The sequence below is a fragment of the Brevundimonas sp. MEB006b genome (assembly GCF_030209705.1).
Lineage (GTDB): Bacteria > Pseudomonadota > Alphaproteobacteria > Caulobacterales > Caulobacteraceae > Brevundimonas.
On the sequence record NZ_JARVRL010000006.1, the window covers coordinates 197,198 to 222,288 of the forward strand.

Consider the following 25,091-nt stretch of genomic DNA (forward strand, 5'->3'; position numbering starts at 1 on the left):
AAGGCCGAAGACCCTCTGACTTTTAATCAGAGGGCCCGATGGGGCTTAGAGGGTGGCGAGGAAGGCGTCGTAGGCGGCCTGGTCCATCAGGGCGTCCAGTTGCGAGGCGTCTGAGACCTTGATCTTGGCGAACCATCCGTCGGCCTCGGCGCCCGAGTTGACGGTTTCCGGGGCGGTCGACAGGGCGTCATTCGCCTCGACCACTTCGCCCGAGACGGGGGCGTAGACGTCCGACGCCGCCTTGACGCTCTCGACCACGGCGAAGCTGTCGCCCTTGGAGACGGTCTTGCCGACTTCAGGCACTTCGACGAACACCACGTCGCCCAGGGCGTCGGCGGCGTGTTTGGAGATGCCGACGGTGGCGATGTCGCCGTCCAGGCTGACCCACTCGTGATCCTTGGTGAACTTCATGGTCTGATCTCTCAGGCTTTGGGTTTGCGATAGTAGCGTTGAGCCACGAAGGGCATGGCGACGACTTCGGCGGCGGCGGTCTTGCCGCGCACGATGACCTTCAGCTCCGTGCCCAGGGCGGCATGGGCCGGCGGGACGTAGCCCATGGCGATGTTCTTGCCCAAGGTGGGGGAGGGGCCGCCCGAGGTGACCTTGCCGATCACGGCGCCGTCGGCGTCGGCGATCTCGGCGCCTTCACGGGCCGGCGCGCCTTCCTTGACGATCAGACCAACGCGAACGCGCGAGGGGCCGTCGGCCAGTTCCTGCAGGACCCGGTCGGCGCCGGCGAAGTCCCCGCGTTCCTTGCGTGACTTGGACAGGGCGAAGGTCAGGGCGCCTTCGACCGGCGAGGTGGTCGGGTCGATGTCGTGGCCGTGCAGCGGCAGGCCGGCTTCCAGACGCAAGCTGTCGCGGGCGCCCAAGCCGATCGGCTTGACGCGGGCGTCTTCCAGAATGGTGTTCCAGATGCGCTCGGCCTGGTCTGCCGGGACCGAAATCTCATAGCCGTCCTCGCCGGTGTAGCCCGAGCGAGACACATAGCAATCAGCGCCGAACAGCATCAGGCGGGCGCATTCCATGAAGCCCATTTCGGCCAGGATCGGCTCGTGCGCGGCCATGACCTCGGCGGCTTCCGGCCCCTGGATGGCGATCAGCGCCCGGTCCAGCACCGTCAGCTTGGCGTCGTCTTCTAGATTGGCTTCCCAGAAGGCGAAGTCCTCGTCCTTGTTGCCGGCGTTGACGACGACGAACAGGCCGTCGTGATCCGGCCGTCCGGCCATCAGGTCGTCGATGATCCCGCCGTCCTTGTTGAGCAGCAGCGAATATTTCTGTTTGCCGGCCTTCAGGATCGCATAGTCGCCGGGCACGAAACGCTCGAACTGAGCGGTCGCGTCCTCGCCGGTGATCTTGCACTGGCCCATGTGGGAGACGTCGAACAGACCGGCGTGTTCCCGCGTCCAGCGATGCTCGGCCAGAACGCCTTCATACTGGACCGGCATGTCATAGCCGCCGAAGCCCACCATACGGGCCCCCAGCGCGCGGTGCGCGGCGTTCAGGGGCGTGGTCTTCAGGGTCTGATCGGTCATGGTTCAGGCTTTCACGGTCGCGTGTTGTGGCGGAGCTCCGCCGTCCTCGCGCCCCCGCTGTCCTGAAGCCTGAGAGATTCCGGCGGTCAGACCACCTTGCTCCGTCGGCGCGCCATAAGGCGACTTTCCAGCGTCCGTATGCTGTCGCGGTCCGTTTGCCTGAGCGTTTCCGGGGCGGTTGCGCCTTCGGCGTCGCGGCCTGTCTCCAGACCCCGATCTCTCCCGCGAGAGCGCCCGACCTAAGCCATCGACTCTGACCGCAAGTCAAGCGGCGGCGGAACAAGCCTGCGTGGGGCGGGTTGTCGTCCCGAGCCCCCATTCGAAACCCAGGAAGACGAAAATGTCGATTATAGACAAGCTGTTCGGCGACAACGACAAGCGGCGCGACACGCCTGCCAAGGCCGATGGTCCGATGCAGAAGGTGCTGGACGAACTGGCGACCCTCGGCGGCAAGCCGATCGAGACCCTGTCGCCCGAGGAGGCTCGCCAGCAACCGACCCCGACCGACGCGGTGAAATCGCTGTTGCGCAAGGACGGCAAGGACCCCAGCGACGACATGGGCGTCAAGACCAGCGACATCACCATCCCCGGCGCCGCCGGCCCGATCCAGGCGCGCATCTACAAGCCGCACGACCATTCCGAAGACAAGCTGCATCCGGTCGTCGTCTATTTCCACGGCGGCGGCTTCGTGATCGCGGATCTGGACGTCTATGACGGCGGCCCGCGCGGCGTGTCCAAGATGGCCGATGTGATCGTGGTCTCGGTCCATTATCGCCAAGCCCCGGAACATCATTTCCCCGCCGCCCACGACGACGCCCTGGCCGCTTATCGCTGGGTGCTGGAGAATGCGCAGACCTTCCGCGGAGACCCGCAGAAGGTGGCGGTGATGGGCGAAAGCGCAGGCGGCAACCTGGCCATAGGCGTGTCGATGATGGCGCGCGACGCCGGCCTGGCCGCGCCCAAACATCAGGTGCTGGTCTATCCGGTCGCCGGCGTGGACATGGACAATGAGTCCTACGTCGAGAACGCCGACGCCAAGCCGCTGAACAAGCCGATGATGAAGTGGTTCGTGAAACACATCTTCGCCAACGAGGCCGATGCTCAGGACCCGCGCATCAATATGGTCGAGAAGGCGAACCTGTCGGGCCTGCCCTCGACGACGGTGATCTGCGCCGAGATCGATCCGCTGCGCACCGAGGGCGAGCTGCTGGCCGAGAAGCTGGAGCAGGCGGGCGTCGATGTGCGTCACAAGACCTTCCACGGCTCGACGCACGAGTTCTTCGGCATGGCGGCGGTCGTGCCGGATGCGGCGGCGGCCCAGACCTTCGCCGCCCACGAACTGAAGCGGGCGTTCGGTACGGCGATCCTGCCGATCTGATCGACAACACTGATGGATAAGGAAGCGCCCCGGTTTCGCCGGGGCGTTTTCGTTGTCGCCTCGCCCTGCCGCCTTGCCCTGGGGCCTGTCCCCCGCCAAAACGGCGCAACGCCCAGAACCGGACTGCTCGCATGACCTGCACACGCCTTGACCCCCATATCGCCGCCCTGGATGCGCCCGAGGGGCTGAAGACGGTTCTGACCGTGGTCGCCGCCACCTGCGCGGACATCAGCAAGGTCGTCGCGGGCGGCGCCCTGGCCGGGGCGCTGGGCGCATCGGGACAGATCAATGTGCAGGACGAGGAGCAGAAGAAGCTCGACGTCATGACCAACGACATGCTGACCGAGGCCCTGCTGGCCAGTCCCGCCGTCGCCGGCGTCGCGTCGGAAGAGATGGACGAGGTCCAGCCGGCCTCCAATCCGGCCGGCGACTATCTGGTGCTGTTCGACCCGTTGGACGGCTCGTCCAACATCGACATCAATGCGCCCGTCGGCACCATCGTCTCGGTGCTGAAGTCCGCGACGGCGAAGCCGACCGAGGCCGACTTCCTGCAGCCCGGCCGCAATCAGGTCGCCGCCCTCTATGCCGTTTATGGGCCGCAGACCATGCTGGTGCTGACGACGGGCGCAGGCGTGAAAGGGTTCACCCTGTCGAACGACGGCGACTGGATCCTGACGCACGACGACATCGCCATTTCGCCGGACACCAAGGAGTTCGCCATCAACATGTCGAACCTGCGCCATTGGGCCGAGCCGGTGCAGACCTATGTCGGCGATCTGCTGAAGGGCGAAGAGGGGCCTCGGGCCAAGAACTTCAACATGCGCTGGGTCGCGGCCATGGTCGCGGATGTTCACCGTATCCTGATGCGCGGCGGGGTCTTCCTCTATCCCTGGGACCGGCGCGAGCCGAACAAGCCGGGCAAGCTGCGCCTGATGTACGAAGGCAATCCGATGGCCTTCCTGGTCGAACAAGCCGGCGGCAAGGCGACGACGGACGGACGCCAAGCCATTCTGGACGTGCAGCCCGAGCATCTGCACCAGCGCATCCCCGTCGCGCTCGGTTCGGCCAACGAGATCGACGCCTACGCAGGCGTCTGATGAGCGACGCCCTTCTGGTCATCGATCCGCAGAACGACTTCTGTGAAGGCGGCCGTCTGGCGGTGGCCGGCGGCGCGGGGATCATGCCGCTGATCAACCGGCTGTCGGCCCGGTTCGACCGCGTGATCGTGACCCAGGACTGGCATACGCCGGACCAGGTCTCTTTCGCCTCCAACCACCCCGGCGCCGCGCCCTTCACCGAGATCGAGGTCGCCTACGGTCGCCAGATGCTGTGGCCGGATCATTGTCTTCAGGGCACGCCCGGCGCCGACTTTCATCCCGATGCAGCGCCGACGGTCGACAAGGCCATGGCCGTGATCCGCAAGGGCTATAATCCGGCGGTCGACAGCTATTCCGGGTTTTTCGAGAACGATCACCGCACCCCGACGGGGCTGGCCGGCCTGTTGCGTGAACTGGGCGTGACGCGCGTTTTTCTGTGCGGTCTGGCCTTCGACTACTGCGTCCGTTTCACGGCCCAGGACGCGGTTCGCGAGGGGTTCGAAGCAATGGTGATCGCCGACGCCAGCCGGGCCATCGCGCCGCAAACCGAGGCGGCGGCCCAAGACAGTTTCCGGGCCTTGGGCGTGGCTGAGATCGCGGCCGCGTCCCTGCTGAGCTAGGTGTGCCTCACTCCCAGAAATCCTCGGCCTCGGGGATGCGGGTGAAGGCGATCTTGGCGCCGATATAGTCGGGCAGGCCGGCCTTGGGGCCGATGCTGACGGTATCCTTGCCGTAGCGGCGGTTCAGCGCATCCAGCGCCTGGGAAAGGCGAAGAGACGGAGCCTCGCCATCCTGATCCGGGCCGGCGGCGAACAGGTCGGTCTCGAACGCGTCGCGGGCTTTCAGGCCGTGCACCCCGACCCCGACATAGCTCAGCCGTCCCGCCTCCAGTTCGGGCTCGACCTTGCGCCACAGACTGTCGAGCGCGGCCAGAAGGGCGAAGGTGTCCTGCGTCGGCGCGATGGGACAACTCATCGCCGCCGTTTCCCAGCCGCGTCGACCGCTTCGGGGCGTCGCCTTCGGCCCCATGTCCAGATGCAGGGTCAAGCTGGCGCCGGTCAGGCCCATGCGCCGCAGGCGGGCTCCGCACTTGACCACCAGCCGCCGCGCCACGGCCCGCGCCTTGTCCGGTGTCCGCATGGCTTGGGCCAGGACGTGGCTGTGGCTGATGGAGGCGGGCGGTTTTTCCGGCGTCGGCTCGCTGTCCAGACCATGCAGGCCCCGCCAGATGCGTTCGCCCTCGATGCTGTTCCAGAGCGCGCGGGCCTGTTTTGCGCTCATGTTCCAAAGGCCGGCCGTGTCGGTGACCCCCGCCGCCTGCAACCGGATTTGCATGCGCGAGCCGATGCCCGGATATTTCGACAGCGGCAGGTCCAGCAGGGGGCCGGGCAGCTCGTTGGCGCGCAGCACCGTCAGCCCGGCAGGCTTCTGCATGCCGCAGGCCGTCTTGGCCAGGAACCGCGACGGCGCCAGCCCGACGGACGACCGCAGGCAGTCGCCGACGTTTTGCAGGATGCCCGCCTGAATCCGTCGGGCCAGGGCGACGGCGTTCGCCTCCAGCCGTTCCGGACCCAGCAGTTCACACGAACATTCGTCGATGGAGCCGACCTTCCACACCGGCACATGGCGGTCGATCTCGGCCATGATCTGCTGATGGATTTTGACGTAGAGGTCGGGGCGCGCCTCGGCGACGATCAGGTCAGGGCACAGTTTGCGCGCCTCGGACACCCGCATCCCGGTGTGAACGCCCCAGGCCTTGCTCTCATAGCTGGCGGCGATGGCGCCGGTGTATTCGCTCTCCGCCGGCCGAACGATGACCGGCTTGCCCCGCCAGTCCGGATTCATCTGCTGTTCGACGCTGGCGAAAAAAGCGTTCAGATCGACGAACAGCCAGCGGAGGTTCGCGCTGTCTTCAGCCTGTGCGTCCGCCTGGTCCATGCGCGGAACATAACAGGAACATTTGGCGGCTGGAAGCGATGACCGCTCCCTTTCGTCATTCCGGGCGAAGCGTAGCGAAGACCCGGAACCCAGGGCCGCATTTCCTCTGCACGATGCAGCGCAGGCCGGATGTAAGCCTTCTGGGTTCCGGGTTCGTCCTTCGGACGCCCCGCAATGACGAGAGGAGAGGGATCATCCCTGCGCGTAGGCCTCGACCTCCGCCAAGAACGCCGCCTTCTCCGCCTCGCCCAGGAACGACCCCTCGAAGCTGTTCTTCGCCAATTGCGTCACCTGATCGCGTGTCAGGCCGACGGCCGCCGCCAGTTGGCGATAGTTCTCGTTCACATATCCCCCGAAATAGGATGGGTCGTCCGAGTTCAGGGTGACGTGCAGGCCCCGGCGCAGCATCTCAGGCACGGGATGGTCCTTCAGGTCATCGACCACGCACAGCTTCAGGTTCGACAGAGGGCAGACGGTCAGGGTCATCTGCTCGGCGGCCAGCCGCTGCACCAGCGCCTCGTCCTCCATGGAACGATTGCCGTGGTCCATCCGGTCGATGTTCAGCAGGTCCAGCGCCTCATGGACATAGGCGGGCGGGCCTTCCTCACCCGCGTGGGCGCACAGTTTCAGGCCCAACTCACGCGCCGCAGCGAAGACGCGCTGGAACTTGGACGGCGGATGGCCGACCTCCGACGAATCCAGACCCACGCCGATGAAGTGATGCAGATAGGGTTTGGCCATCTCCAAGGTAGCAAACGCCTCTTCTTCGGTCAGGTGACGCAGGAAGCTGAGGATCAGGCCGCTGCTCACGCCCAGCTCCGCCTTGGCCCGGTCCATGCCCGCGATCAGCCCCTCGACCACCACGCCGAACGGCACGCCCCGGTCGGTGTGGGTCTGGGGATCGAAGAAGATTTCGGCGTGGCGCACATTGTCCGCCGCCGCGCGCTGGAAATAGGCGAAGGCCAGATCCTCGAAATCCTGCCGCGTCAGCAGGACGGCGGCACCCGCATAATAGATGTCCAGGAAGTCCTGCAGGTTCGAGAAATCATAGGCCGCCCTGACCGCCTCGACGCTGTCGTAGGGAATGGACACGCCATTGCGCTGCGCCAGTTCGAACATCAGCTCGGGCTCCAGCGAGCCCTCGATGTGCAGGTGCAGTTCGGCCTTGGGCAGGCCGGCGATATAGGCGTCGAGCGACATGGGCGATCTCCGGGAGGATGTCGCCCCGTCTATACCCTACATCCGCTCAGGCGTGTCGATCCCCAGCAGATTCAACGCGATTTCCAGCTGGCGCAGCGCCGCAGCCGACAGGGCCAGACGCGAGCGTTTGGTCGCTTCGTCCGGCGCGATCAGCACGGGGCAGGCGGCGTAGAATTTCGAGAAGGACTGGGCCACCCGATAGGCGTGTTCGGCGACCAGATGCGGCATCCGCTTGTCGTAGGCGTCCGACACGGCGGTCGAGAAGGCGTCCAGCGTCAGGGCCAGATCGCGCTCCGCCGGTTCGGCGATGACGATGGCGCCGGGCGTCAGTCCCTGTTCGGCGCCCTTGCGCAGCAGGGATTTGATGCGCACCGACTGATACAGAAGATACGGACCGGTCTTGCCCTCGAAGCTCATGAAGCGATCGAGATCAAAGACGTAGCTGGTCGTGCGCGCGTTCGACAGGTCGGCGAACTTCAGTGCCGCGATGGCGACCTTGTGCGCGATGGCCTCGAACTCTTCCGGCGACAGGTCGTCGCCCAGCTTAGCCTCGTGCAGGCGCTCGCGCGCCTTTTCGGTCGCCTGATCGATCAGGTCGCGCAGTTTCAGAACCCCGCCCGCGCGGGTTTTGAAAGGCTTGCCGTCCTGTCCGTTCATCGTGCCGAAGCCGAGATGCTCCAGCGCGCCCTCCTTGGCGTAACCGGCCAGATAGGCGGCGCGGAAGACCTGTTCGAAATGCTCGGCCTGACGTTCGTCGACGACGTAGAGGGCCAGGTCGGGCGACAGGGCCTTCTTGCGGTCCAGGATCGTGGCCAGGTCGGTCGTGCCGTACATGGCCGAACCTTCCGAGCTGATGACCAGCAGGGGCGGGGGCGACGGGGCCTCGATCACCGAGCCGTCGGCCAGCTTTTTCTTGCGCGTCTCGCCGGGCTTGGCGACGTGAACCACCTGGGCGCCGTCGTCCTCGACCAGCAGGCCGGTCTCTTTCAGGTGCGCCAGCATTTCCGGCATCTGCGGATCGGCGTCGCTTTCGCCGTTCCACAGGTCGAAATCGACCGACAGGTCGCCGTATTCGCGCTTCAGCGCCTCGCGGCTGACCGCCACGAAATGCTGCCACAGCGCGCGATAGCCGGGACGTCCGTTCTGGAGTTCCGCCGTCGCCTTGCGGGCGCGGTCGCGGAAGGCCGGATCCTCCTTGGCCTTGCCTGCCGCCTGCGGATAAAGGCGGTCCAGGTCGGCCAGGCTGACGGGGCTTTCGGTCGGGAAGGGGCCGTCACCTTCGGCCATAAAGGCCTCGGCCAGACCCTCGTCGCCGCACGCGACGATCAGCAGGCCCATCTGGAAGCCCCAATCGCCGAAGTGGGCGTCGCCGGTGACGTGGTCGCCGCGGAAGCGGAACAATCGCTTCAGGCTTTCGCCGATGATGGCGCTGCGCAAATGGCCGACGTGCATCGGCTTGGCGACGTTGGGACCGCCGTAGTCGATGACCACCCGGCGCGGTGCGGCCACAGTCGCGGCACCCGCGTGGTCTGCGTCGTTCGCCACCTCAATCGCGCGTTCGGCCAGCAGCGCGTCGGAAAGCTTCAGATTGATGAAGCCAGGTCCCGCCACCTCGACCGAGGCGAAGCGGGCATCGGCGCTTAGGCGCTCGGCGATCTTGCCGGCCAGTTCGCGTGGATTGGCCTTCAGCGCCTTGGCGGCGGCGAGCGCGCCATTGGACTGGAAATCGGCCAGATCGGGGCGGTCCGACGGGGTGACGCGGGCCAGGGCCGGGTCCACGCCTTCGGCGGCGAAGGCGGCGGCGACCGCTTCGCTGAGGACGGTCTTCAGATCAGACATTATTGGCTCGGTGCGGAGGCAGGCGAGGGCGTGGCCGGCGTGGTGCCGGCGTTAACGCGGAAGCGGCTGCCGGAGCGGTTGAACTCGGCCATTTCCGGCGTCACGTCGAAACCGACCAGGATTTCGAAGTTGCTGCCGCTGGTCTCGATGCCGGCGCGCGGAATGACGATGGTGCGCTTTTCGGTGACCGAGGCGGTGCGCTGGCCCTCGAAGTTCACCGGCAGATCGAAATATTCTTTGGACAGGATGGCGTTGTTCCGCTCGGTCACCGCGATCCAGTAGCGATAGGTGCGCTGCTCGCCCGTCGCCTGCGGGCCCCGGCCCAGGTTGAACAGCACGTCCATGTCGACGCGAATCGGATCGGCCTCGCGATATTCGCAGTCCGAAGAGACGCCTTCGATCTCGCCGGTGTAGCCGACGTTGGCCACGGCGGCGCGGCCGCCTTCCAGTTCGACGTAACGGGCGGCGTCGTAGAGGATCTTCACATAGGGACAGGGGCCGGCGTTGGCGCGGCGACGCAGGGGTGCGATGCGCGGCGCGCGCGACGGCGCGGCGTCTTCACCCGAGGCCTGCTGCTGTTGCCCGCCGCGCTCGCGTTGACGCTGGGAGGTCTGGGCCTCGGCGGCGACGGGCAGGACGGAGGCCGCGATGGAGAGGGCGGCCAGGGCGGTGAACACGCGACGCATCAGCTTATTTTTCCGACAGCGAGAGAGGGCGCACGACGATCGGCGGCCGATCATCAACGCTCGCCGCTGATAGCGGCTAAAGCGAGGCGCGGCAAACGCTTGCTGCCCTCAGCGCTCCATCACCAGGCAGGTCGAGGTCGCGGTCGCATAGAGCTTGCCGTCCAGGCCGCGCAGATCGGCCTCCGAGAAGGCCGCGCGGCGACCGGCCTGAACGATCCGGCCCTCGGCACGAACCGGCGTGCCGGCCGTCAGCGCCTTGTGAAAAACCGTCTTCAGTTCCAGCGTCGTATAGGTCTGACCCGGCCGGAGCGTCGAATGGACGACGCAGCCGCAGGCCGAGTCGAGCACCGTCGCGATCCAGCCGCCATGGACCGTGCCCAGCGGATTATAGACGGCGGTGGTGGGGATGGCCTCGAACACCACCCGGCCTTCTTCCACTTCGGTCAGTTCGAAGCCGACGGTGCGGGCGATGGGCGCGATGAAGCCGCCCGTCATGCCCAGACGCAGTTGGTCGATCCCGGACAGGGCGGCGATATCGGCGGTTTCGGTCATGCAAACGGCTCCTGATCAGGTCCGTTTACAATAAGGACGGACGCTGCCGTGGCAAGCGCCCGTCGTATCGGTCCTTACAGGCCCGGCAGTTTGAAGCCGCTGCTGCGACGCGGCTGGATCGTGATGGCCTGCTGGCCGCCGGTCAGAGCCTGAAGGCGGGCGGCCTCGGTCGAGGCGTCGATGGTCTTCTGGCCTTCGGCGGTCTGGCGGACCGTCGGGGCCTGTGTCGAAGCGTCGTCCTTGCGCCAGAACATCAGGCGGTTTGCGAAGCTTTCGTCCTTGTGCGCCAGATCGCCGAACTCGTCATCGACGACATAGCGGGCCAGCGGGTCGGCCTGTTCGCCGCCGGCCTGGGCCACCAGGACCTGTTCGCCCGGCGTGCGGGTGACGGCCTGACGCTGACCCAGAAGGATCTGACGCGCGGCGCTTTCGGGAGCCAGTTCCTGCGGGCGCGGCTGGCCGGGCGCGGGCGGACGCAGGCCGTATTCCGGCGGAATGCTGAGCGGTGCGGTGGAGACGGTGACGAACTCGTCGGGCACCACCTTGGTCAGGCCGATGCCCTGTTTGATGCTTCCGCAGGCCGAGACGGCGAGCGCGGAGGAGGCGACGAGGGTCAGGACGGCGACACTGCGGATACGCATGGTTTCAGGCTCTGGTCGGCTGATGCAGGAAGCGCCGCGATGGCGCAGTCGGCATAGTGAAGACGGGGTGATTACGACTTTTCGTGGGCCGCGCCAACCTCGGAGCCTGATCGGTCGAGGGGGCGATCCCGCCAAGGCCGTGAATCAGGCTCGAAAGCGTCGAAAGCCGTCAGGCTTTCACGGGTTTGTCAGACACCAGACTGTCGATGATCAGCAGCACGACGCCGATGGTAATGGCGCTGTCGGCGACGTTGAACACCCAGGGAAAGACGCCGGTGCCCGAGAAGTCGATAAAATCGACCACATAGCCGAAGCGGATCCGGTCGATCACATTGCCCAGCGCTCCGCCCATGACGAAGCCGATCGCGGTGATCAGCAGGCGACGGTTCGACTGCGTCGCCCACCACGCCAGGCCGGCCGAGACGACGATGGAGAAGATGGCCAGCCCCCAGCGCGCTTCGCCGCCGCCGAACAGGCCGAAGCTGACGCCGGTGTTCTCGACCCAACTAAAGTTCAGGATCGGCGGGAAGACGGGGATGCGACCGACTTCCTGCAGCGACAGGCCGCTGATGATCCAGGCCTTGGTCAGCTGATCCAGGACGATGATCAGGAGGGCGAACACATAGGCGGTGACGGCGAGGCGCGTGATCTTCATGCGGCGCCGTTAGCAGGAAGCGGCGCCGGGGCGAAGCGGAAAACGCGGATCATATCCGCCGCCGTCAGAACAGGCTGCCCTGATCGGCGGCGGACGGCTTCGGCTTGACCGCCGGACGCGGCGGCGACGGGCGGGGTTCGCCGCCGTCGATCGTCGCGGGCTGAACGCCATCGCCGAATACCAGCCGGACCGCCTGACCCGCCTCCAGCGCCTTGGCCGAGGTGATCCAGGCGCCGTCTGAATCTTCCACGCGGGCGAAGCCGGGTTTGGGACGGCCGGGGTCCAGGGTCGTCAGCGCGCGCGACAGCGCCGCCAGGCGATCGTTTTCGCGCTCCAGTCGGCGCGGCATGACCCCGTCCAGCCGCGCCCCGACGGCTTCAAGCCGGGCCTGACGCTGGTCCAGCCGCCGATGCAGCGGTTCGGGCGACAGCCGCGCCGAGACCTGCAACAGCCGCCGTTCGCCGCGCGCCACGCCGGCCTGAAGCGCGGCACCCAGGCGGTCACCCGCGCCGCGCAGCCGATCCTGACCTCGCTCGATCCGCGTGCGCAGCAGGGCCGGGCTCAGCTTGCCGCCGGTCACCGCCAGATGCCGCTCGTGCAGGGCCACATTGCGTTGCAGGCCCGATCCCAGCCGGCTCGACACATGGTCCAGCCTTTGCTGCGCCAGAGCCAGCAGGTCCTCCGGCCGCGCCGGCAGGCCGCGCGCCACGGCCCGCAGGCGCGTGCGTCGATCCTCGATCAGCCGCCCGCCCGCCTGCACCATGCGCCGGTCCATGTCCGCGACGGCGTAGCGCAGGTCCGCCAGCACCGGCGTCGCCATTTCGGCGGCGCCCGTCGGGGTCGGCGCCCGGCGATCCGAGACGAAGTCGATCAGGGTGGTGTCGGTCTCGTGCCCCACGGCCGAGATGATCGGAATGCGCGCCGCCGCCACGGTTCGCGCCAGGCCTTCGTCGTTGAAGCACCACAGGTCCTCGACCGACCCGCCGCCGCGCGCGACGATCAGCAGGTCCGGGCGGGGGATCGGCCCGTCGGCGGTCATCGCATCAAAGCCGCGAATGGCGTTCGACACCTGCCCGCAGGCCGAATCGCCCTGAACGACCACAGGCCAGACCATGACGCGACAGGGCCAGCGTTCGGCAATCCGGTGCAGCACGTCGCGGATCACCGCGCCGGTCGGGCTGGTGATCACGCCAATGGTCGCGGGAAAGGCGGGCAGGGGCTTCTTGCGACCCGGCTCGAACAGCCCTTCCTCACGCAGGCGGATCTTCAGCCGCTCCAACTGGGCCAGCAAGGCGCCGGCGCCGGCCGCCTCCATGCTCTCGATCACGATCTGATAGGACGACCGCGCCGGATAGGAGGTGATCTTGCCGGTGACGATGACCTCAAGCCCGGCCTCGGGCTGGACGCCCAGGCCGCGCACCGACCCCTTCCACACCACGCCGTCGATGGCCGACTTGTCATCCTTCAGCGTCAGATAGATGTGGCCCGAGGCGTGGCGGTTGACCTTGGAGACCTCGCCGCGCAGCCGCACGTGGCCGAACCGGTCTTCCAGCGTGCGCTTCAGCGCGAACGACAGTTCCGAGATCGACAGGGGCGGATTGTTGTCGCGCGGGGCGGGGACCTCGGCCGGGCCTTCGAATACGTAGGAGTCGTCGCTCATGGGACCCACCCTAGCCTGCGTCGATCCGTCCGGGAACGCTGCGCGCGCCCTGTCGTTCGACTTTCATGGCCGCCGACCCGCCCGGAACCGATCCTTCTGACCGCGACCCACATGAGCGCGATCTGTCGCGCCGCGCCGGGGGCGGCGGGGCCATGAGCCCGTGGCTGATCATCGGCTGCATCATTCTGCTGGGGCTGGGCGTCTATGTCGTCTCGGCGCTGCTCTAATGCCCAAGGAGGCCGTATGAACCGCTTCGTCCCGCTCGCCGCCGTTCTTTGCATGACCGGCGGCGTCGTCGCCTGCTCGGATCGCGACGACGATGTGGTCCAGGCCCCTGCGCCGGGCGCGCCGCCCGTGGCCTTGCCGGACCAGCAGGCCGATGCCGCCGCCTCGAACGCCGCCCTGGCCTTCAACATGACCCGCGATCAGCTGGAGGATGCGGACCTGTATTCGCGTGACAACGTCGATCTGGGCGATGTCGAAACCCTGGTGCTGGACGCTTCGGGCGCCCTGACCCATCTGGTGATCGAGCTGAACGGGCCTGGCGACATGAAGGTGCGGGTTCCGGTCGCGGATGTGTCTCCGATCGACCGCAACGGCGACCGGGATCTGGTCACCGATCTGACGCCCGGTCAGCTTCAGGCCCTGCCGGCCTGGACCCCGCCCGTTCGCTGATTGGACGCTGAATGCGGCGTTAAGTCTGACGGGCGCTTGACCGGCCGGCGCCGGCCGGTCATTGCCCGATCTCATGAACATTCTTCTCGTCGGATCGGGCGGCCGCGAACACGCCCTGGCCTGGAAGATCGCCCAGTCTCCGCTGGTCACGCGCCTGGTCGCCGCACCGGGCAACCCTGGCATCGAGAAGCTGTGCGAGCTGCGCGTCGTCAAGGCGGACGACGCCGAAGGCCTGGCCGCCTTGGCCAGAGAGATCAAGGCCGATCTGGTCGTTGTTGGTCCAGAGGTAGCGCTGGCCGCTGGTCTCGCCGACCGTCTCGCCTCGGCCGGCATTCCCTGCTTCGGGCCGACCGCCAAGGCGGCGCAGCTGGAAACCTCGAAGGCCTTTTCGAAGGGCTTCCTTGAACGGCACGAAATCCCCACCGCCGGCTACGGCGTCTATGACACGGTCAAGGACGCCAAGGCGGCGCTGGACGTGTTCCGGCCGCCCTATGTCATCAAGGCCGATGGCCTGGCCGCCGGCAAGGGCGTGGCCATCAGCCCCGACCGCCCCGACGCCGAGGCCGAAATTGAACGGATGCTGGGCGGCCGGTTCGGCGCGGCCGGCGCCCGCGTCGTGATCGAGGAGTTCATGGACGGCGAGGAAGGCTCGCTGTTCGCCCTGTGCGACGGTCGCCGCGCCCTGCTGTTCGGCGGCGCCCAGGACCACAAGCGCGCCTTCGACGGCGACCTTGGCCCCAACACCGGCGGCATGGGCGCCTACTCGCCCGCGCCCGTCTTCACGCCCGAGCTGGTGCAGCAGGCCGACGCGCTGATCGTCCAGCCGACGATCCGTAAGATGGCCGAAGAGGGCGCGCCCTATCGCGGCGTCCTCTACGCCGGCCTGATAGCGACCGAGGACGGCCCCAAGGTGGTCGAGTTCAACGCCCGTTTCGGCGACCCGGAATGCCAGGTGCTGATGATGCGGATGGCGGGCGACATCGTGCCCTATCTGCTGGGCTGCGCGCGCGGCGACGTCTCAGGACTGGCCTCGCCCGCCTTCAAGCCTCAGACGGTGATCTGCGTGGTCATGGCGGCCAAGGGCTATCCCGACAGCCCGCTGGAAGGCTCGATCATCCGCGGCGCCGACCAGGACTTCGGCCCTCATGTCCAGGTCTTCCATGCCGGGACCAAGCGCCGCGACGACGGCTTGCTGGCCGCTTCGGGCGGGCGCGTCCTGAACGTCTGCGCCGAGGGCGACGACATCGCCCAAGCCCGCGAACGCGCCTATGCCGCCATCCGCAAGATCGACTGGCCGGGCGGTTTCAACCGCTCCGACATCGGCTGGCGGGCGCTGGACCGGGGTTGAAGCCGAAATCAGGGAGGAGGCGCTTCGTCCGCATCGCTTGTTGAACGCAATCTCTCGTGGGTGCGCTCTATTGATGCCGCGATTTCTGTCTTTCCCGCTCTACCGTTTTGGCGCGTTCTTTCGGCGTCATACAAGCCTTTTAGATAAGCCACGTCCCAATCGGTCAGGCCTTCAGCTATGTCTGGCGTGTCGAAGACATTAAGCACAGACACGTAAGGTCGCGTATTAGCGTCAGGATCAATCTGAGCAAACGAAATCATGGCTATGTAGTCAGCCAACTGCTGACCGGAGACATTCATTGTTTGATTGACATCGACTACTACAATCGTTCGGAAAATATTGTCCACGATTTGAGACGAAATGCGCGATGCGGAAAAAACGCTGATTGTAGGGGCAAAGTCTTTCACGCTTGTACAAGAGTTGCGACACTCGCCCGGAATACGTACCGCGCGCTGCCCCGTTTCAGAGTCTACGGGCATTGCCTGTTGCCACCATCGGACAGGTTTGTCAGACGACTGAAAGGCACGAAGAGCAGCGCCGCCTCGGTCCATACCGGACCCACCCATTCGAAAAGCTCTCGAGCGCCGCTGCACAAGCTCGGTCGCCAAGGCTGACGGCTGGTCAGTGGCGATCACCAATATATTCGGTTTACATCCCGGCGCGCCAGGCGAAAGACCAATGTCTTCCGCTACTGTCGACACCCTGTCGGCGATGTATTGCGCCGTCTCTCGTTCAAGATTGGCAACGCCTACGCAGACCGCATTATCCCATCGTGCGATGCCGCGACCCGAGTTCGGAGCAGCGACTTCGCCGACGAAGTCATCGATCATCGATCTTAGGCTTCTTCCGACCACGTCGATGTCTTCCAGCCGCGTGGGCTGATCGACCGCACCCGCTGATGGCTCTTGAATGAGCATCAGAGCGGCCAAAGCGGCGACGAGAGACATCGGGGTGCTCCTGTGAGGAGCAAACCCTATGCACCTTTCACGAGGCCGTCAAACCACTTGAGCGAGCGGGCGACGTTGCAGTTTAGGCCGCCGCGAACAGCAGTCGGCCTTCGCCCATGCGCTCGCGCAAGGCCGGCAGGTCGGTATGTGCGACCGAGAAACAGCCGTAGCTGCGGCCCAGCTTGCCTTCGCGCGCCAGGAAGTCGGGATCGGCGTAGTCGGCGCCGTGGATGATGATGGCCCGCTCGCGCGCCTTGTCGTTGGTGTATTCCAGCCCGTCGAGCAGCACGTTCGGCCCCTGCTGCGCGCCCCAGTTGGCGCCGGCCGTCGCATAGGCGCCGATCGAGGACATGTTGGAATCCGGCGTGTTGGAAAAGCGCTGGGCATAGCCGGTGTGGCTGGGGTCCGATCCCCGACCGTGGCAGGTGCGCAGCACCTTCACTTCACCCGCGATCAGGTCGACTTCGTACAGCCGCTCCTCGCCCGAGAACTTCTGGAAATCGACCAGATACATCCGGTCACGCAGCGGCAGGCGGTGATGATGGGTGTCCAGCGCGGTCATGGCGCGCTCCATCAGTTCCTTGCGAACGTGACCGCGGGGATCCAGCGGCGGAGGCGTCAGGGCGGAGGTTTGGACCGTGGGCAGACCGACCTGCGGCATGGCGATCGGAGTTCCGTTCTGAGCCGTCGTCAGCGGCGCCGTAGCGCTCGCGCTGGCGCATCCCGCCAGCATGGCCGATCCACCCAGAATAAGTCCTCGTCTCGATAGCCGCATGCGACGCCCTCGTTGCGGTTGGTCTTGAGGCGTGTTTGTTTCAGTTGGTTACGGGCGAGGCAACCTGAGCCTTGTGGGGCATTTTTGCGGCCGACGCGTCGCGGGGAGAGATCGATGAAGCGTTTTGGAATCGCGCTGGCGGCGCTGATGGCGTCGGCGCTAGGCGCTCACGCGCAGCAAACCCCCGTTGCCACAGGCGTTTCGACCCAACCAAACACAACGTTCGTTGAAGCCGGAAGGTTGCTTGCGGATCCGTCGAACGGCGTTGTGCAACGCGATAAAACTCTCGTGATCAGAGGGAACCAGCTCGTTGAAGTGCGCGACGGCTTCGTCGGCGATGCGTCGCAAGGCAAGGTCGTGGACCTTCGCCAAGCCTTTGTCCTGCCCGGCCTGATCGACAGCCACGTCCATTTGACGAGCCAGCAAAACCCGAACGCACGCCTTGAAGAGGTGACGCTTTCGGATGCGGATCAGGCGATGGTCGGCGTCCGCTACGCGCGTCGCACCCTGATGGCCGGCTTTACGACGGTGGCGGATCTGGGCGCCTCGAACCAAGCCATCTTCGCCCTGCGAAACGCCGTTCGGAACGGCGACGTGCCGGGACCGCGCATCATTGCGGCGGGGTCGTCGGTGTCGATCCACGGCGGGCATGGCGACATCAACGGCTATCGCGAGGACGTCATGCACCTGCTGTCGTCCGAGAGCATCTGCTCGGGACCTGAGGACTGCATGCGGGCCGTGCGCACCCAGGTTCGCGCCGGCGCCGACATCATCAAGATCACGGCCACCGGCGGCGTGCTGTCCAACACCGCCGCCGGCCTGAACCAGCAGTTCAGCGACGACGAACTGGCCGCCATCGTCGGCAGCGCCCACCGCATGGGCCGCCAGGTGACGGCGCACGCCCACGGTGTGGACGGCATCAACGCCTTCCTGCGGGCCGGAGGCGATTCCATCGAACATGGCACCTATCTGGACGATCAGTCGATCCGCCTGTTCAAGTCGAACGGCGCTTGGCTGATCCCGACCCTGCTGGCTGGGGATTTTGTGGCGCGCATCGCCTCGGGACCCGACAACTTCTTCACCCCCGCCCAGACGGCCAAGGCGCTGGAAGCCGGGCCCAAGATGCTGGACATGGCGCGCCGCGCGCACGAGGGCGGGGTCAGGATCGCCTTCGGCACCGACTCGGGCGTTTCGGCCCACGGCGACAACGCCCAGGAGTTCGCGCTTCTGGTCCGCGCCGGCATGAGCCCGCTCGAGGCCATCCAGACCGCCACCGTCGGCGCCGCCGAACACCTGCGCATCGCCAATGAGGCCGGCAAGATCGCCGTCGGCATGCCCGCCGACATCGTCGCCGTCTCGGGCGATCCGCTGACGGACGTGACCGAGTTGGAGCGGATGAAGTTCGTGATGAAGTCCGGCGTCATCTATCGCGCCGATTGAATCCTGGAGGTCAGGAAGGCGGCGAAAGCCGCCACATCCTCGAACCTGGCGACGACCGGCCAGGCCGTGACATGCGCGCGCTGGTCGGGCGTCAGCCTGACCCAGTCCTTTTCCGTGGTCACCAGCCCGGCGTCGAACACCGCCGCCCGATCCGTCAGGAACGCCATGGTCTCGGCGCTATAGGCCGCATGATCAGGGAAGGGGACGAAGTCCGCCAGGTCACAGCCCGCCGCCTTAAGCGACCGTTCGACCTTCCACGGCTTGGCGATGCCGGCGAACCCGACCTGAGGCCCCGACGGCGGCGGCCCCTCTGGCGTCAGGCGCGCGACAAAGACGGGCAGGGCGCCGAACACCGCCAGCAGTTCGGGATCGGCGTCCTCAACATCGGTCGGCAGCATGACCACCACGGCGTCGGCGCGCGCCAGCCCGGCCTTCAACGGCTCGCGCATCGGGCCTGAGGGAAAGACCGATCCGTCCCCGAACGGCCATTCGTCGCCGCGCGTCTCGCCGTCAACGACGATCAGGCTGACGGTTTTTTTCAGGGCCGGGTTCTGATGGCCGTCGTCCAGCACCAAAGCCTGCGCGCCCTCCGCGACGGCGGCCTTGGCGCCCGCGACGCGATCGCGCGCGATCCAGACCGGCGACCCCTGCGCCAGCATCAGCGGCTCGTCCCCGACATCGTCGGCCGTATGGATTTGAGGATCGACCCGAACCGGCCCTTCCAGCCGCCCCCCGTAGCCGCGCGACAAGCCTTGCGCCTCGACGCCCACCGCCCGCAGCAGCCGCAGCGTCTCGCGCGCCACAGGCGTCTTGCCCGATCCGCCCACCGTCAGATTGCCGACCGAGATCACCGCACAGCCGGGATCGAACGGCGCGGTCCGGGCGATCCGACGCGCGGTCACGGCGGCCCAGATCCAGCCCAGCGGTTTCAACGCCGTGCGCGTCATCCGGGCGTGGTTGCTGTCGCGCACATACCACCAGCGCGGCGTGTTCAGCTTCATCGCCGGCCCTGCCTCTGCGGCATCAGCGGCGACAGCAGCGCCCACAGTCGCTCCAGCCCGCCTCCAGCCTCGACCGCCGCGCGGCGTCCGCGTTCGCCCATGGCCCTGGCCGCGTTCAGGTCTTCCAGCAGGGGCTCGATCACGCCGGGTAGGTCGGAGGGCGCCTGAACCAGGGCCAGGCCTCCCGCCTCGACCAGGGCCGCCGTGACCGGCGCCCAGTTGGATGCATCTGGTCCCGTGATCGTCGGCTTGCCCAGCCGCGCCGGCTCCAGCGGATTATGCCCGCCGACCGGCGGCAGGCCGATGGCGGGCGCGAATGAGCCGCCCATGACCACCACGTCGGCGAGGCGCAGGAACAGGCCCATTTCGTTCAGGGTGTCGGCCAGATAGATGTCGGTGTCCGGCCCGATCGTCTCGCCGCGCGAACGCATGGCGAAGGCGTAGCCGTCGCGTTGCAGGGCCTGGGCGATGTGCGCCCCCCGCTCGGGATGGCGTGGCGTCAGGATCAGGCAGACACGCTCGCTCAAATGGTCCAGCGCGCGCACGATGGCGATCTCTTCGCCCTCATGGGTGCTGGCGGCGACGATCACCGGCCGGTCGCCGATGGCGGCGCTTAGACGGCTGAAGGCGGCGGGATCGTGCGGTAGGGCCTCTCCCGACAGTTTCAGGTTCACTAGCCCGTCGATCCGCGCGCCCATGCCCTCCAGCCGTTGGGCCGAAACCGCATCCTGCGGCAGGACCAGATCAAAGGCGCCGGTCAGCGCCCGCGCCGAGGCCGGAAACCGCGCCCAGCCCTCGACCGTCTTCTCGGTGATGCGCGCGCTGACCAGGGCCAGTTTCACCCCTCGCCGTTTCGCCTCAAGCAGCAGGTTCGGCCACAGTTCGCTTTCGACGAAGACCGCAAGGGCTGGCCGCCAATGGTCCAGGAACCGCTCGACCACGCCCGGCGCATCGACCGGCGCATATTGGTGGATCACGCCTGTCGGCAGCCGTTCGGCCAGAATATGCGCCGAGGTCACGGTGCTGGAGGTGACCAGAACGGTCAGGTCGGGACGCGCCTTCGTCAGCCGCTCGACCACGGGCAGCAGCGACAGGCTCTCGCCGACACTGACGCCGTGCAGCCAGACCAGATCGCCCGCGGGGCGCGCGGTGCGGGTGAAGCCCATCCGCTCGTCCACCCGCACCGGGTCTTCCTTGCCCCGCCTGGCGCGCCCATCCAGCAGGCGCGGGGCCAGCGGCTCCAGCGCGCGCGTCGCCAGCCGATAGGCGATCAGCGGCAGCGGCGTCACGGCTGCAGCCTCACGGTTTCAGGCCCGTGATCGCATCGGCTCGCGCCTCGACGGCGTTCAGCCGCGCGGCCCAGTCCTGGCGGACGTGATCCAGGTCGTCGCCGGTCGGATAATCGGCGATGTCCCAGACGATGGCGCCTTTGGCGAAGGGCAGAGGCAGGATCGCGCGGTCCCAGCTGTTCAGCCGGATGGCCGGATTGCACGACATGCCGATGAACAGCGTCGGCGCCTTTGAGATATTGGCCATCATCGGCAGACCCTCGGCCATCTGGCGCGCCGGGCCGCGCGGACCGTCCGGCGTGATGGCCAGGGCGCCGATCTTCAACTGACGCAGGCCCGCCCGCAGCGCCTGCGATCCGCCCTTGTCCCGGTCCGCCTTGTCCTTGTTGGACGACGAACCGCGAATGGCGGGAAAGCCTTGGCGAGCCACGGCCTTGGCGATGAACTGACCGTCCGCCGACAGGGAAATCAACGCCTTGGCCGGCTGCGCGCGGTTCAGCGGCCAGCACGCCGGCGACAGGCCGATACGCGAATGCCAGAAGGCGCACAGCACCCCGCCGCCCTGGGCCCAAACACCCTCGGCCACCGCCTGGTTTTCGTGGGTCCAGCGCATGGTGGCGAAGCAGAACTGCATCCAGTGCGCCAGGATGAAAGACAGGCTGGCCTGGACGGCCGGAATGCGCAGCGGCCTCACGCGACAGTCTCGACCGTGGGCGCGGCGCCGTCCAGCGACTGCTGGCGGGCCAGGCGCGAATAGAGGCCGCCTCTGGCGACCAAGGTGTCGTGCGAGCCTTCCTCGACCACCCGGCCGGCCTCGATCACATAGATGCGGTCGGCGTTTCTGACGGTGGACAGGCGGTGCGCGATCATCAGGGTGGCGCGCCCCTGCATCAGCCGCTCCAGCGCCGCCTGCACCAGGGCCTCGCTCTCGGTGTCCAGGGCGCTGGTCGCCTCGTCCAGCAACAGGATCGGCGCATCCTTGACGAAGGCGCGGGCGATGGCGATCCGCTGGCGCTGGCCGCCCGACAGCCGCAGGCCCGCCTCTCCGGCGCGGGTGTCGTAGCCCTGCGGCAAGGCTGTGATGAAGTCGTGGGCGGCGGCGGACCGCGCGGCGTCCTCGATCTGCGCCTGCGTCGCGCCCGGCCGGCCATAGGCGATGTTGGCGGCGATGGTGTCGTCGAACAGGAAGGGTTCCTGCGTCACCAGGGCGATGTGGTCGCGCAGGTCATGGATGCGAAGCGCCCGCACGTCCGCGCCGTTGATCGTCACCGCCCCGCCGGTCACGTCGTAGAAGCGCGGCAGCAGGCTCAGGATCGTGCTCTTGCCGCCGCCCGACGGCCCGACCAGCGCCACCGTCTCGCCCGGCGCGACCCGCAGGGACACCCCGTCCAGCGTCGGCGCATCGGTCCCGGCGTAGGCGAAGGACACAGTGTCCAGCACGACCTCCACCGGCCCGGCGGCCAGGGGCGCGGCGTCGGCCGCCTCGCGAATTTCAGGCTGGATGTCCAGGGCGCCGAACAGGCGGCGCGCGGCGGTGAAACCCTCGCTCATCACCGTGGCCAGGTTGGTCACCTGACGCAGGGCCTGCCCGGCGGCCAGCAGCATGCCGATGAAGGCGGCGAAACCGCCCACGGTCATGTCGCCCGACTGCGCCCGCCATCCGGCGTAGGCCATGACGGCGGCGACGACGATATAGGCGACCAGATCGCTGGACGGGCCGGCGAAGGCGCGGGCGTTGGCGCCCTTGATGACGTGGCGTTGGCGACGGGCGACCACCTCGGCGACGCGGTCCTGTTCGGCGGCCTCGCGGTTCTCGATCTTGATCAGGCGAACCCCGTCCAGATTCTCCATCAGGGCGGTGGACAGGTTCTCGGTCTCGGCCATGGCGCCGACGGCGGCCTTGCGCGTCTTGCGCCCGAACCGGCGCAGCACCAGCGCCACCAGCGGCACACCCAGCAGCACGACGATCGTCAGCTGCCAGTCGATGAACCCCATGTAGATCAGGACCGCGATCAGGGTCAGCAGGTTCTGGGTATAGTTGACCACGCCCGAGGTGAAGGCCTCGCGCACCATATTGGCGTCGAACAGCACCGACGAGACGAAGCCGCCCGAGTGCTGGCTGCGTAAGCGCGCCAGATCGGCGCGGATCATGGCCCCGAACAGGCGAATCTGGATGTCGCCGACGATGGTGTGGCCCAGCCGGTTAACCAGAGCCGCCTGACCCAGCGCCGCCAGGGTCCGCGCAATGGCGACGGTCAGGATGGCGACCGGGATCCAGACGACGGCTTTGTCCGCCGGAAAGGTCACCAGGCCGAACAGGCTGATCGGCCTGGTCCCGCCAAGGAACAGACCGTTGACGGCCGGCTCCAGCAGCTTCAGCAGCGCCGCCGTCAGCAGACCCGTCGTCGCCGCGCACAAGACCGACAGGATCAGCGATCCCTTGTGCTTGGACAGATAGTCGCGCCAAATCCGCGCCAGCAAGGCGCGCAGCGGCATGGTTTCGGAGGCGGCGACGGTCATCGGCTCTCGGTCGTCCGAGCCGCCGTTCAAGTCAAGGCTTGTCCGGCGAAGGTTCCAGCGCACGGCCCGGCTCGTCGGCGCGGATCAGGGTTTCGCCGGGCGCTTCCTGGATCCTTACGGCGGGCGGAACCGTCGGATTGGACGCGTATCGACGCCCGTCGAACGGCACGGCGACCTCATAGCCTTCGGTGATTCCGCCGCCCGCGACATAGACGCCCAGATCCCGTCGGCCATGGGTCTGTCGCTCCAGCAGCCGGATCGGCGCGCGCGCGACGCTGATCTCGCCGACCGAGCGATATGTCGCGCCGGTGCGGTCCAGCACCAGCAGCCGACATCCGCCCGAGCCGCACCAATTGGGGCCGGTCAGATACACCAGGGTCATCGCCCCGTCCGGTGTGATCGCGGCCGTATAGCGGGTGGTGTCCAGCGCCTTCTTGGCCCGGTCGCGCAGATAGGCGATCAGGGCGGGGTCTTCGGGCGGTGGTGTTTGTGCGGCGGCCGCGCCGGCCCACAGGCTGGCGGCGAAGACAACGGTTGCGGCGAGGGTTCTCATCGGGGTGTTCTCCGGTCTCGACGAACATTCCAACGCATCAGGATCGAGATCGGATGACGCGGCGGCGTCGGATCGCTATCTGGCGGGCATGGCGCGCTTCGACCTCTCGACCGCGATGGGCCGTTTTCGGGCGCATTGGCATTATTTCTGGGCCGACCACGCGTTTCTGCGCGTGGTCTTTTCCAACGCCCACTGGCTGGGCCCGGATCTGGTGCGCACCAACCAGCCGTCGCCGCGCCAGCTGGCCTATTGGAAAAAGAAGGGCGTCAAGACGGTCATCAACCTGCGCGGTGAACGCGACGAGGGCTATTACTGGCTTGAGAAGGACGCTTGCGAGCGGCTGGGCCTGACCCTGATCGACGCGCCGCTGGACTCGCGCGATCCGCCCGAGACGGTGCGGATCCACCGCGCGCGCGAGCTGTTCAGGACGATCCAGTATCCGGTGCTGATCCACTGCAAGTCCGGCGCGGATCGGGCGGGCATGATGGCGGTCTTCTATCGCCACTTCCACCTGGGCGAGCCGATCGCGGTCGCCATGAAGCAGCTCTCCAAGAAATATCTGCATTCCCGCGAAGGGCTGACCGGCGTGCTGGACTATACGCTGGAAAAATACGTCAACGAGATCGAGCCGAAGGGCGTCAGCTTTATCGACTGGGTCGACAGCCCCGACTATGACCCCAAGGCCATCCGCGCCGAGTTCAAAGCCGGCTGGTGGGGCACGCTGCTGACCGACAAGCTGCTGCGGCGGGAGTAGGGGCTTCAGCCCCAGGGGCCGGTTTTCGGCTCGTCGCCGGCCTCGCCGTTTGCGCGGGCCTCGGCGGCCAGTTCGGCGTCGCGACGGGCCTTGCGGTCGGCCTCCCACCGTTTGAACCAGCGGGCGTAGTTGATGTGGCCGCGCAGCGAAAAGCTGAACAGCGCCAGCACGGCCAGCAGGCTGACCAGTTGGAAGATCTGTTGCGGTTCCAGGTTCATCGTCGTCCTCGCCTACAGATCGAAACGTCGGATCGAGGAGCCGGTTCGGCTCCTCGATGTCGCACTCAGTCCTCGGCTCAGGCCACGTCGCCGCGCGGATCGATCAGCTTGTGGGCGTGCAGGATGAAATAGCGCATGTGGGCGTTGTCCACGGTCGCCTGGGCGCGCGCCTTCCAGGCCTTCTTGGCTTCGTCATAGCTGCCGAAGGCGCCGACGAACTCGACCTGCGACAGGTCGCGGAAAGTCGGCTCGCCCAGGTGACGAAGCTCGCCGCCGATCACGATGTGCAGAAGTTGCGGCGAGACGGCGTTCTGATCGGTCATCGGAAATCCTGAAGGCTGGGCCAGAAGGCTTTGGGGGAGGAGGTTTGCGCGCGGCATAGGCCGAGAA

Annotated in this window: 27 protein-coding genes and 2 riboswitches; of the genes, 8 read left to right on the plus strand and 19 right to left on the minus strand. The window is 67.1% G+C overall.

The genetic code is table 11. The features are described from left to right. Positions 1-45 precede the first annotated feature (45 nt). Positions 46-411, minus strand: coding sequence for a glycine cleavage system protein GcvH (gene gcvH / locus QRN13_RS10655; protein ID WP_045810337.1), 366 nt, complete (start codon positions 409-411; stop codon positions 46-48). 11 nt (positions 412-422) lie between these two features. Then, positions 423-1,535 (minus strand): glycine cleavage system aminomethyltransferase GcvT, encoded by a 1,113-nt coding sequence (gene gcvT, locus QRN13_RS10660; RefSeq protein ID WP_284877895.1) that lies wholly within the window; start codon positions 1,533-1,535, stop codon positions 423-425. Positions 1,536-1,590: 55 nt separating this feature from the next. After that, positions 1,591-1,668: riboswitch (glycine riboswitch) on the minus strand. Positions 1,669-1,672: 4 nt separating this feature from the next. Next, positions 1,673-1,770, minus strand: a riboswitch (glycine riboswitch). A 105-nt stretch (positions 1,771-1,875) separates the two neighbouring features. Here gcvT and QRN13_RS10665 point away from each other — a divergent pair. From QRN13_RS10665 to pncA, 3 genes are all read left to right on the plus strand, one after another. Continuing rightward, on the plus strand, positions 1,876-2,913 hold the full coding sequence (locus tag QRN13_RS10665) for an alpha/beta hydrolase (protein WP_284877896.1): 1,038 nt from the start codon (positions 1,876-1,878) through the stop codon (positions 2,911-2,913). 131 nt (positions 2,914-3,044) lie between these two features. Next, on the plus strand, positions 3,045-4,010 hold the full coding sequence (locus tag QRN13_RS10670) for a class 1 fructose-bisphosphatase (protein ID WP_284877897.1): 966 nt from the start codon (positions 3,045-3,047) through the stop codon (positions 4,008-4,010). Further along, entirely contained in the window at positions 4,010-4,630 is a 621-nt protein-coding gene (pncA, locus tag QRN13_RS10675) for a bifunctional nicotinamidase/pyrazinamidase (protein WP_284877898.1), read from the plus strand. Before QRN13_RS10670 ends, pncA begins: the two co-directional genes overlap by 1 nt. Before the next feature lie 7 nt (positions 4,631-4,637). On the opposite strand, the gene QRN13_RS10680 is transcribed toward pncA, so the two are convergent. From QRN13_RS10680 to xseA, 8 genes are all read right to left on the minus strand, one after another. After that, entirely contained in the window at positions 4,638-5,948 is a 1,311-nt protein-coding gene (locus tag QRN13_RS10680; RefSeq protein ID WP_284877899.1) for a Y-family DNA polymerase, read from the minus strand. Positions 5,949-6,140: 192 nt separating this feature from the next. Continuing rightward, positions 6,141-7,148, minus strand: a complete 1,008-nt coding sequence (locus QRN13_RS10685; protein ID WP_284877900.1) for an adenosine deaminase — start codon at positions 7,146-7,148, stop codon at positions 6,141-6,143. 36 nt (positions 7,149-7,184) lie between these two features. Continuing rightward, complete coding sequence (gene argS / locus QRN13_RS10690; RefSeq protein ID WP_284877901.1) at positions 7,185-8,987, minus strand: arginine--tRNA ligase; 1,803 nt, start codon at positions 8,985-8,987, stop codon at positions 7,185-7,187. Continuing rightward, entirely contained in the window at positions 8,987-9,673 is a 687-nt protein-coding gene (locus QRN13_RS10695) for a Tat pathway signal sequence domain protein (protein ID WP_066552151.1), read from the minus strand. Before QRN13_RS10695 ends, argS begins: the two co-directional genes overlap by 1 nt. A gap of 108 nt (positions 9,674-9,781) precedes the next feature. After that, positions 9,782-10,225: a PaaI family thioesterase gene (locus tag QRN13_RS10700; RefSeq protein ID WP_284877902.1), complete on the minus strand. Its 444-nt coding sequence runs from the start codon at positions 10,223-10,225 to the stop codon at positions 9,782-9,784. A 74-nt stretch (positions 10,226-10,299) separates the two neighbouring features. Continuing rightward, positions 10,300-10,866, minus strand: a complete 567-nt coding sequence (locus QRN13_RS10705) for a DUF3035 domain-containing protein (protein ID WP_055804068.1) — start codon at positions 10,864-10,866, stop codon at positions 10,300-10,302. Positions 10,867-11,035: 169 nt separating this feature from the next. Continuing rightward, positions 11,036-11,521 carry a signal peptidase II gene (lspA, locus tag QRN13_RS10710; RefSeq protein WP_284877903.1) on the minus strand — a complete coding sequence of 162 codons (486 nt, stop codon included), beginning with the start codon at positions 11,519-11,521 and terminating at the stop codon, positions 11,036-11,038. A 64-nt stretch (positions 11,522-11,585) separates the two neighbouring features. After that, positions 11,586-13,181 (minus strand): exodeoxyribonuclease VII large subunit, encoded by a 1,596-nt coding sequence (xseA, locus tag QRN13_RS10715; protein ID WP_284877904.1) that lies wholly within the window; start codon positions 13,179-13,181, stop codon positions 11,586-11,588. A 65-nt stretch (positions 13,182-13,246) separates the two neighbouring features. Here xseA and QRN13_RS10720 point away from each other — a divergent pair, with 65 nt between their 5' ends. The 3 genes from QRN13_RS10720 (at position 13,247) to purD (ending at position 15,204) form a co-directional block, all read left to right on the plus strand. Beyond that, the gene (locus tag QRN13_RS10720; protein WP_165115848.1) at positions 13,247-13,408 is read left to right on the plus strand and encodes a hypothetical protein; all 162 of its coding nucleotides are present in this window, start codon (positions 13,247-13,249) and stop codon (positions 13,406-13,408) included. Positions 13,409-13,424: 16 nt separating this feature from the next. Beyond that, a complete protein-coding gene (locus QRN13_RS10725) occupies positions 13,425-13,856 on the plus strand; it encodes a PRC-barrel domain-containing protein (protein WP_284877905.1) in 432 nt (143 codons plus the stop codon). A gap of 73 nt (positions 13,857-13,929) precedes the next feature. Then, positions 13,930-15,204 (plus strand): phosphoribosylamine--glycine ligase, encoded by a 1,275-nt coding sequence (gene purD, locus QRN13_RS10730; protein ID WP_284877906.1) that lies wholly within the window; start codon positions 13,930-13,932, stop codon positions 15,202-15,204. An 8-nt stretch (positions 15,205-15,212) separates the two neighbouring features. On the opposite strand, the gene QRN13_RS10735 is transcribed toward purD, so the two are convergent. Together QRN13_RS10735 and QRN13_RS10740 are read right to left on the minus strand one after the other, a co-directional pair. Next, complete coding sequence (locus tag QRN13_RS10735; RefSeq protein ID WP_284877907.1) at positions 15,213-16,151, minus strand: hypothetical protein; 939 nt, start codon at positions 16,149-16,151, stop codon at positions 15,213-15,215. 82 nt (positions 16,152-16,233) lie between these two features. Beyond that, positions 16,234-16,884: a murein L,D-transpeptidase catalytic domain family protein gene (locus QRN13_RS10740; protein ID WP_235551230.1), complete on the minus strand. Its 651-nt coding sequence runs from the start codon at positions 16,882-16,884 to the stop codon at positions 16,234-16,236. Between the two features lie 156 nt (positions 16,885-17,040). Here QRN13_RS10740 and QRN13_RS10745 point away from each other — a divergent pair, with 156 nt between their 5' ends. Next, positions 17,041-18,366: a metal-dependent hydrolase family protein gene (locus tag QRN13_RS10745; RefSeq protein WP_284877908.1), complete on the plus strand. Its 1,326-nt coding sequence runs from the start codon at positions 17,041-17,043 to the stop codon at positions 18,364-18,366. Here the strand turns inward: QRN13_RS10745 and lpxK are convergent. The 5 genes from lpxK to QRN13_RS10770 are packed head-to-tail and all read right to left on the minus strand — an operon-like array spanning position 18,351 to position 23,729. Beyond that, entirely contained in the window at positions 18,351-19,367 is a 1,017-nt protein-coding gene (gene lpxK / locus QRN13_RS10750; protein WP_284878071.1) for a tetraacyldisaccharide 4'-kinase, read from the minus strand. The genes QRN13_RS10745 and lpxK overlap by 16 nt on opposite strands. Continuing rightward, entirely contained in the window at positions 19,364-20,656 is a 1,293-nt protein-coding gene (locus tag QRN13_RS10755) for a 3-deoxy-D-manno-octulosonic acid transferase (protein ID WP_284877909.1), read from the minus strand. The genes lpxK and QRN13_RS10755 overlap by 4 nt, the downstream gene beginning before the upstream one ends. A gap of 10 nt (positions 20,657-20,666) precedes the next feature. After that, positions 20,667-21,350, minus strand: coding sequence for a lysophospholipid acyltransferase family protein (locus QRN13_RS10760; RefSeq protein ID WP_284877910.1), 684 nt, complete (start codon positions 21,348-21,350; stop codon positions 20,667-20,669). Continuing rightward, the gene (locus tag QRN13_RS10765; protein WP_284877911.1) at positions 21,347-23,176 is read right to left on the minus strand and encodes an ABC transporter ATP-binding protein; all 1,830 of its coding nucleotides are present in this window, start codon (positions 23,174-23,176) and stop codon (positions 21,347-21,349) included. The genes QRN13_RS10760 and QRN13_RS10765 overlap by 4 nt, the downstream gene beginning before the upstream one ends. A gap of 31 nt (positions 23,177-23,207) precedes the next feature. Continuing rightward, positions 23,208-23,729, minus strand: a complete 522-nt coding sequence (locus QRN13_RS10770) for a COG3650 family protein (protein ID WP_284877912.1) — start codon at positions 23,727-23,729, stop codon at positions 23,208-23,210. An 88-nt stretch (positions 23,730-23,817) separates the two neighbouring features. Here QRN13_RS10770 and QRN13_RS10775 point away from each other — a divergent pair, with 88 nt between their 5' ends. Continuing rightward, complete coding sequence (locus tag QRN13_RS10775) at positions 23,818-24,483, plus strand: fused DSP-PTPase phosphatase/NAD kinase-like protein (RefSeq protein WP_284878072.1); 666 nt, start codon at positions 23,818-23,820, stop codon at positions 24,481-24,483. Between the two features lie 5 nt (positions 24,484-24,488). Here the strand turns inward: QRN13_RS10775 and QRN13_RS10780 are convergent, their stop codons facing one another. Next, positions 24,489-24,701, minus strand: coding sequence for a hypothetical protein (locus QRN13_RS10780; protein ID WP_112861567.1), 213 nt, complete (start codon positions 24,699-24,701; stop codon positions 24,489-24,491). Positions 24,702-24,778: 77 nt separating this feature from the next. Next, the gene (locus QRN13_RS10785) at positions 24,779-25,024 is read right to left on the minus strand and encodes a DUF4170 domain-containing protein (protein ID WP_284877913.1); all 246 of its coding nucleotides are present in this window, start codon (positions 25,022-25,024) and stop codon (positions 24,779-24,781) included. Positions 25,025-25,091: the final 67 nt, after the last annotated feature.

Coding starts and splice junctions, on each gene's coding strand:
- xseA (WP_284877904.1), bottom strand. CDS start 13,181: ATGAGCGACGACTCCTACGTATTCGAAGGCCCGGCCGAGGTCCCCGCC.
- QRN13_RS10745 (WP_284877908.1), top strand. CDS start 17,041: ATGAAGCGTTTTGGAATCGCGCTGGCGGCGCTGATGGCGTCGGCGCTA.
- QRN13_RS10740 (WP_235551230.1), bottom strand. CDS start 16,884: ATGCTGGCGGGATGCGCCAGCGCGAGCGCTACGGCGCCGCTGACGACG.
- QRN13_RS10780 (WP_112861567.1), bottom strand. CDS start 24,701: ATGAACCTGGAACCGCAACAGATCTTCCAACTGGTCAGCCTGCTGGCC.
- QRN13_RS10705 (WP_055804068.1), bottom strand. CDS start 10,866: ATGCGTATCCGCAGTGTCGCCGTCCTGACCCTCGTCGCCTCCTCCGCG.
- gcvT (WP_284877895.1), bottom strand. CDS start 1,535: ATGACCGATCAGACCCTGAAGACCACGCCCCTGAACGCCGCGCACCGC.
- QRN13_RS10770 (WP_284877912.1), bottom strand. CDS start 23,729: ATGAGAACCCTCGCCGCAACCGTTGTCTTCGCCGCCAGCCTGTGGGCC.
- QRN13_RS10720 (WP_165115848.1), top strand. CDS start 13,247: ATGGCCGCCGACCCGCCCGGAACCGATCCTTCTGACCGCGACCCACAT.
- lspA (WP_284877903.1), bottom strand. CDS start 11,521: ATGAAGATCACGCGCCTCGCCGTCACCGCCTATGTGTTCGCCCTCCTG.
- QRN13_RS10695 (WP_066552151.1), bottom strand. CDS start 9,673: ATGCGTCGCGTGTTCACCGCCCTGGCCGCCCTCTCCATCGCGGCCTCC.
- pncA (WP_284877898.1), top strand. CDS start 4,010: ATGAGCGACGCCCTTCTGGTCATCGATCCGCAGAACGACTTCTGTGAA.
- QRN13_RS10765 (WP_284877911.1), bottom strand. CDS start 23,176: ATGACCGTCGCCGCCTCCGAAACCATGCCGCTGCGCGCCTTGCTGGCG.
- gcvH (WP_045810337.1), bottom strand. CDS start 411: ATGAAGTTCACCAAGGATCACGAGTGGGTCAGCCTGGACGGCGACATC.
- argS (WP_284877901.1), bottom strand. CDS start 8,987: ATGTCTGATCTGAAGACCGTCCTCAGCGAAGCGGTCGCCGCCGCCTTC.
- QRN13_RS10685 (WP_284877900.1), bottom strand. CDS start 7,148: ATGTCGCTCGACGCCTATATCGCCGGCCTGCCCAAGGCCGAACTGCAC.
- QRN13_RS10700 (WP_284877902.1), bottom strand. CDS start 10,225: ATGACCGAAACCGCCGATATCGCCGCCCTGTCCGGGATCGACCAACTG.
- QRN13_RS10670 (WP_284877897.1), top strand. CDS start 3,045: ATGACCTGCACACGCCTTGACCCCCATATCGCCGCCCTGGATGCGCCC.
- lpxK (WP_284878071.1), bottom strand. CDS start 19,367: ATGAAGCTGAACACGCCGCGCTGGTGGTATGTGCGCGACAGCAACCAC.
- QRN13_RS10725 (WP_284877905.1), top strand. CDS start 13,425: ATGAACCGCTTCGTCCCGCTCGCCGCCGTTCTTTGCATGACCGGCGGC.
- QRN13_RS10735 (WP_284877907.1), bottom strand. CDS start 16,151: ATGTCTCTCGTCGCCGCTTTGGCCGCTCTGATGCTCATTCAAGAGCCA.
- QRN13_RS10665 (WP_284877896.1), top strand. CDS start 1,876: ATGTCGATTATAGACAAGCTGTTCGGCGACAACGACAAGCGGCGCGAC.
- QRN13_RS10775 (WP_284878072.1), top strand. CDS start 23,818: ATGGCGCGCTTCGACCTCTCGACCGCGATGGGCCGTTTTCGGGCGCAT.
- QRN13_RS10680 (WP_284877899.1), bottom strand. CDS start 5,948: ATGGACCAGGCGGACGCACAGGCTGAAGACAGCGCGAACCTCCGCTGG.
- purD (WP_284877906.1), top strand. CDS start 13,930: ATGAACATTCTTCTCGTCGGATCGGGCGGCCGCGAACACGCCCTGGCC.
- QRN13_RS10785 (WP_284877913.1), bottom strand. CDS start 25,024: ATGACCGATCAGAACGCCGTCTCGCCGCAACTTCTGCACATCGTGATC.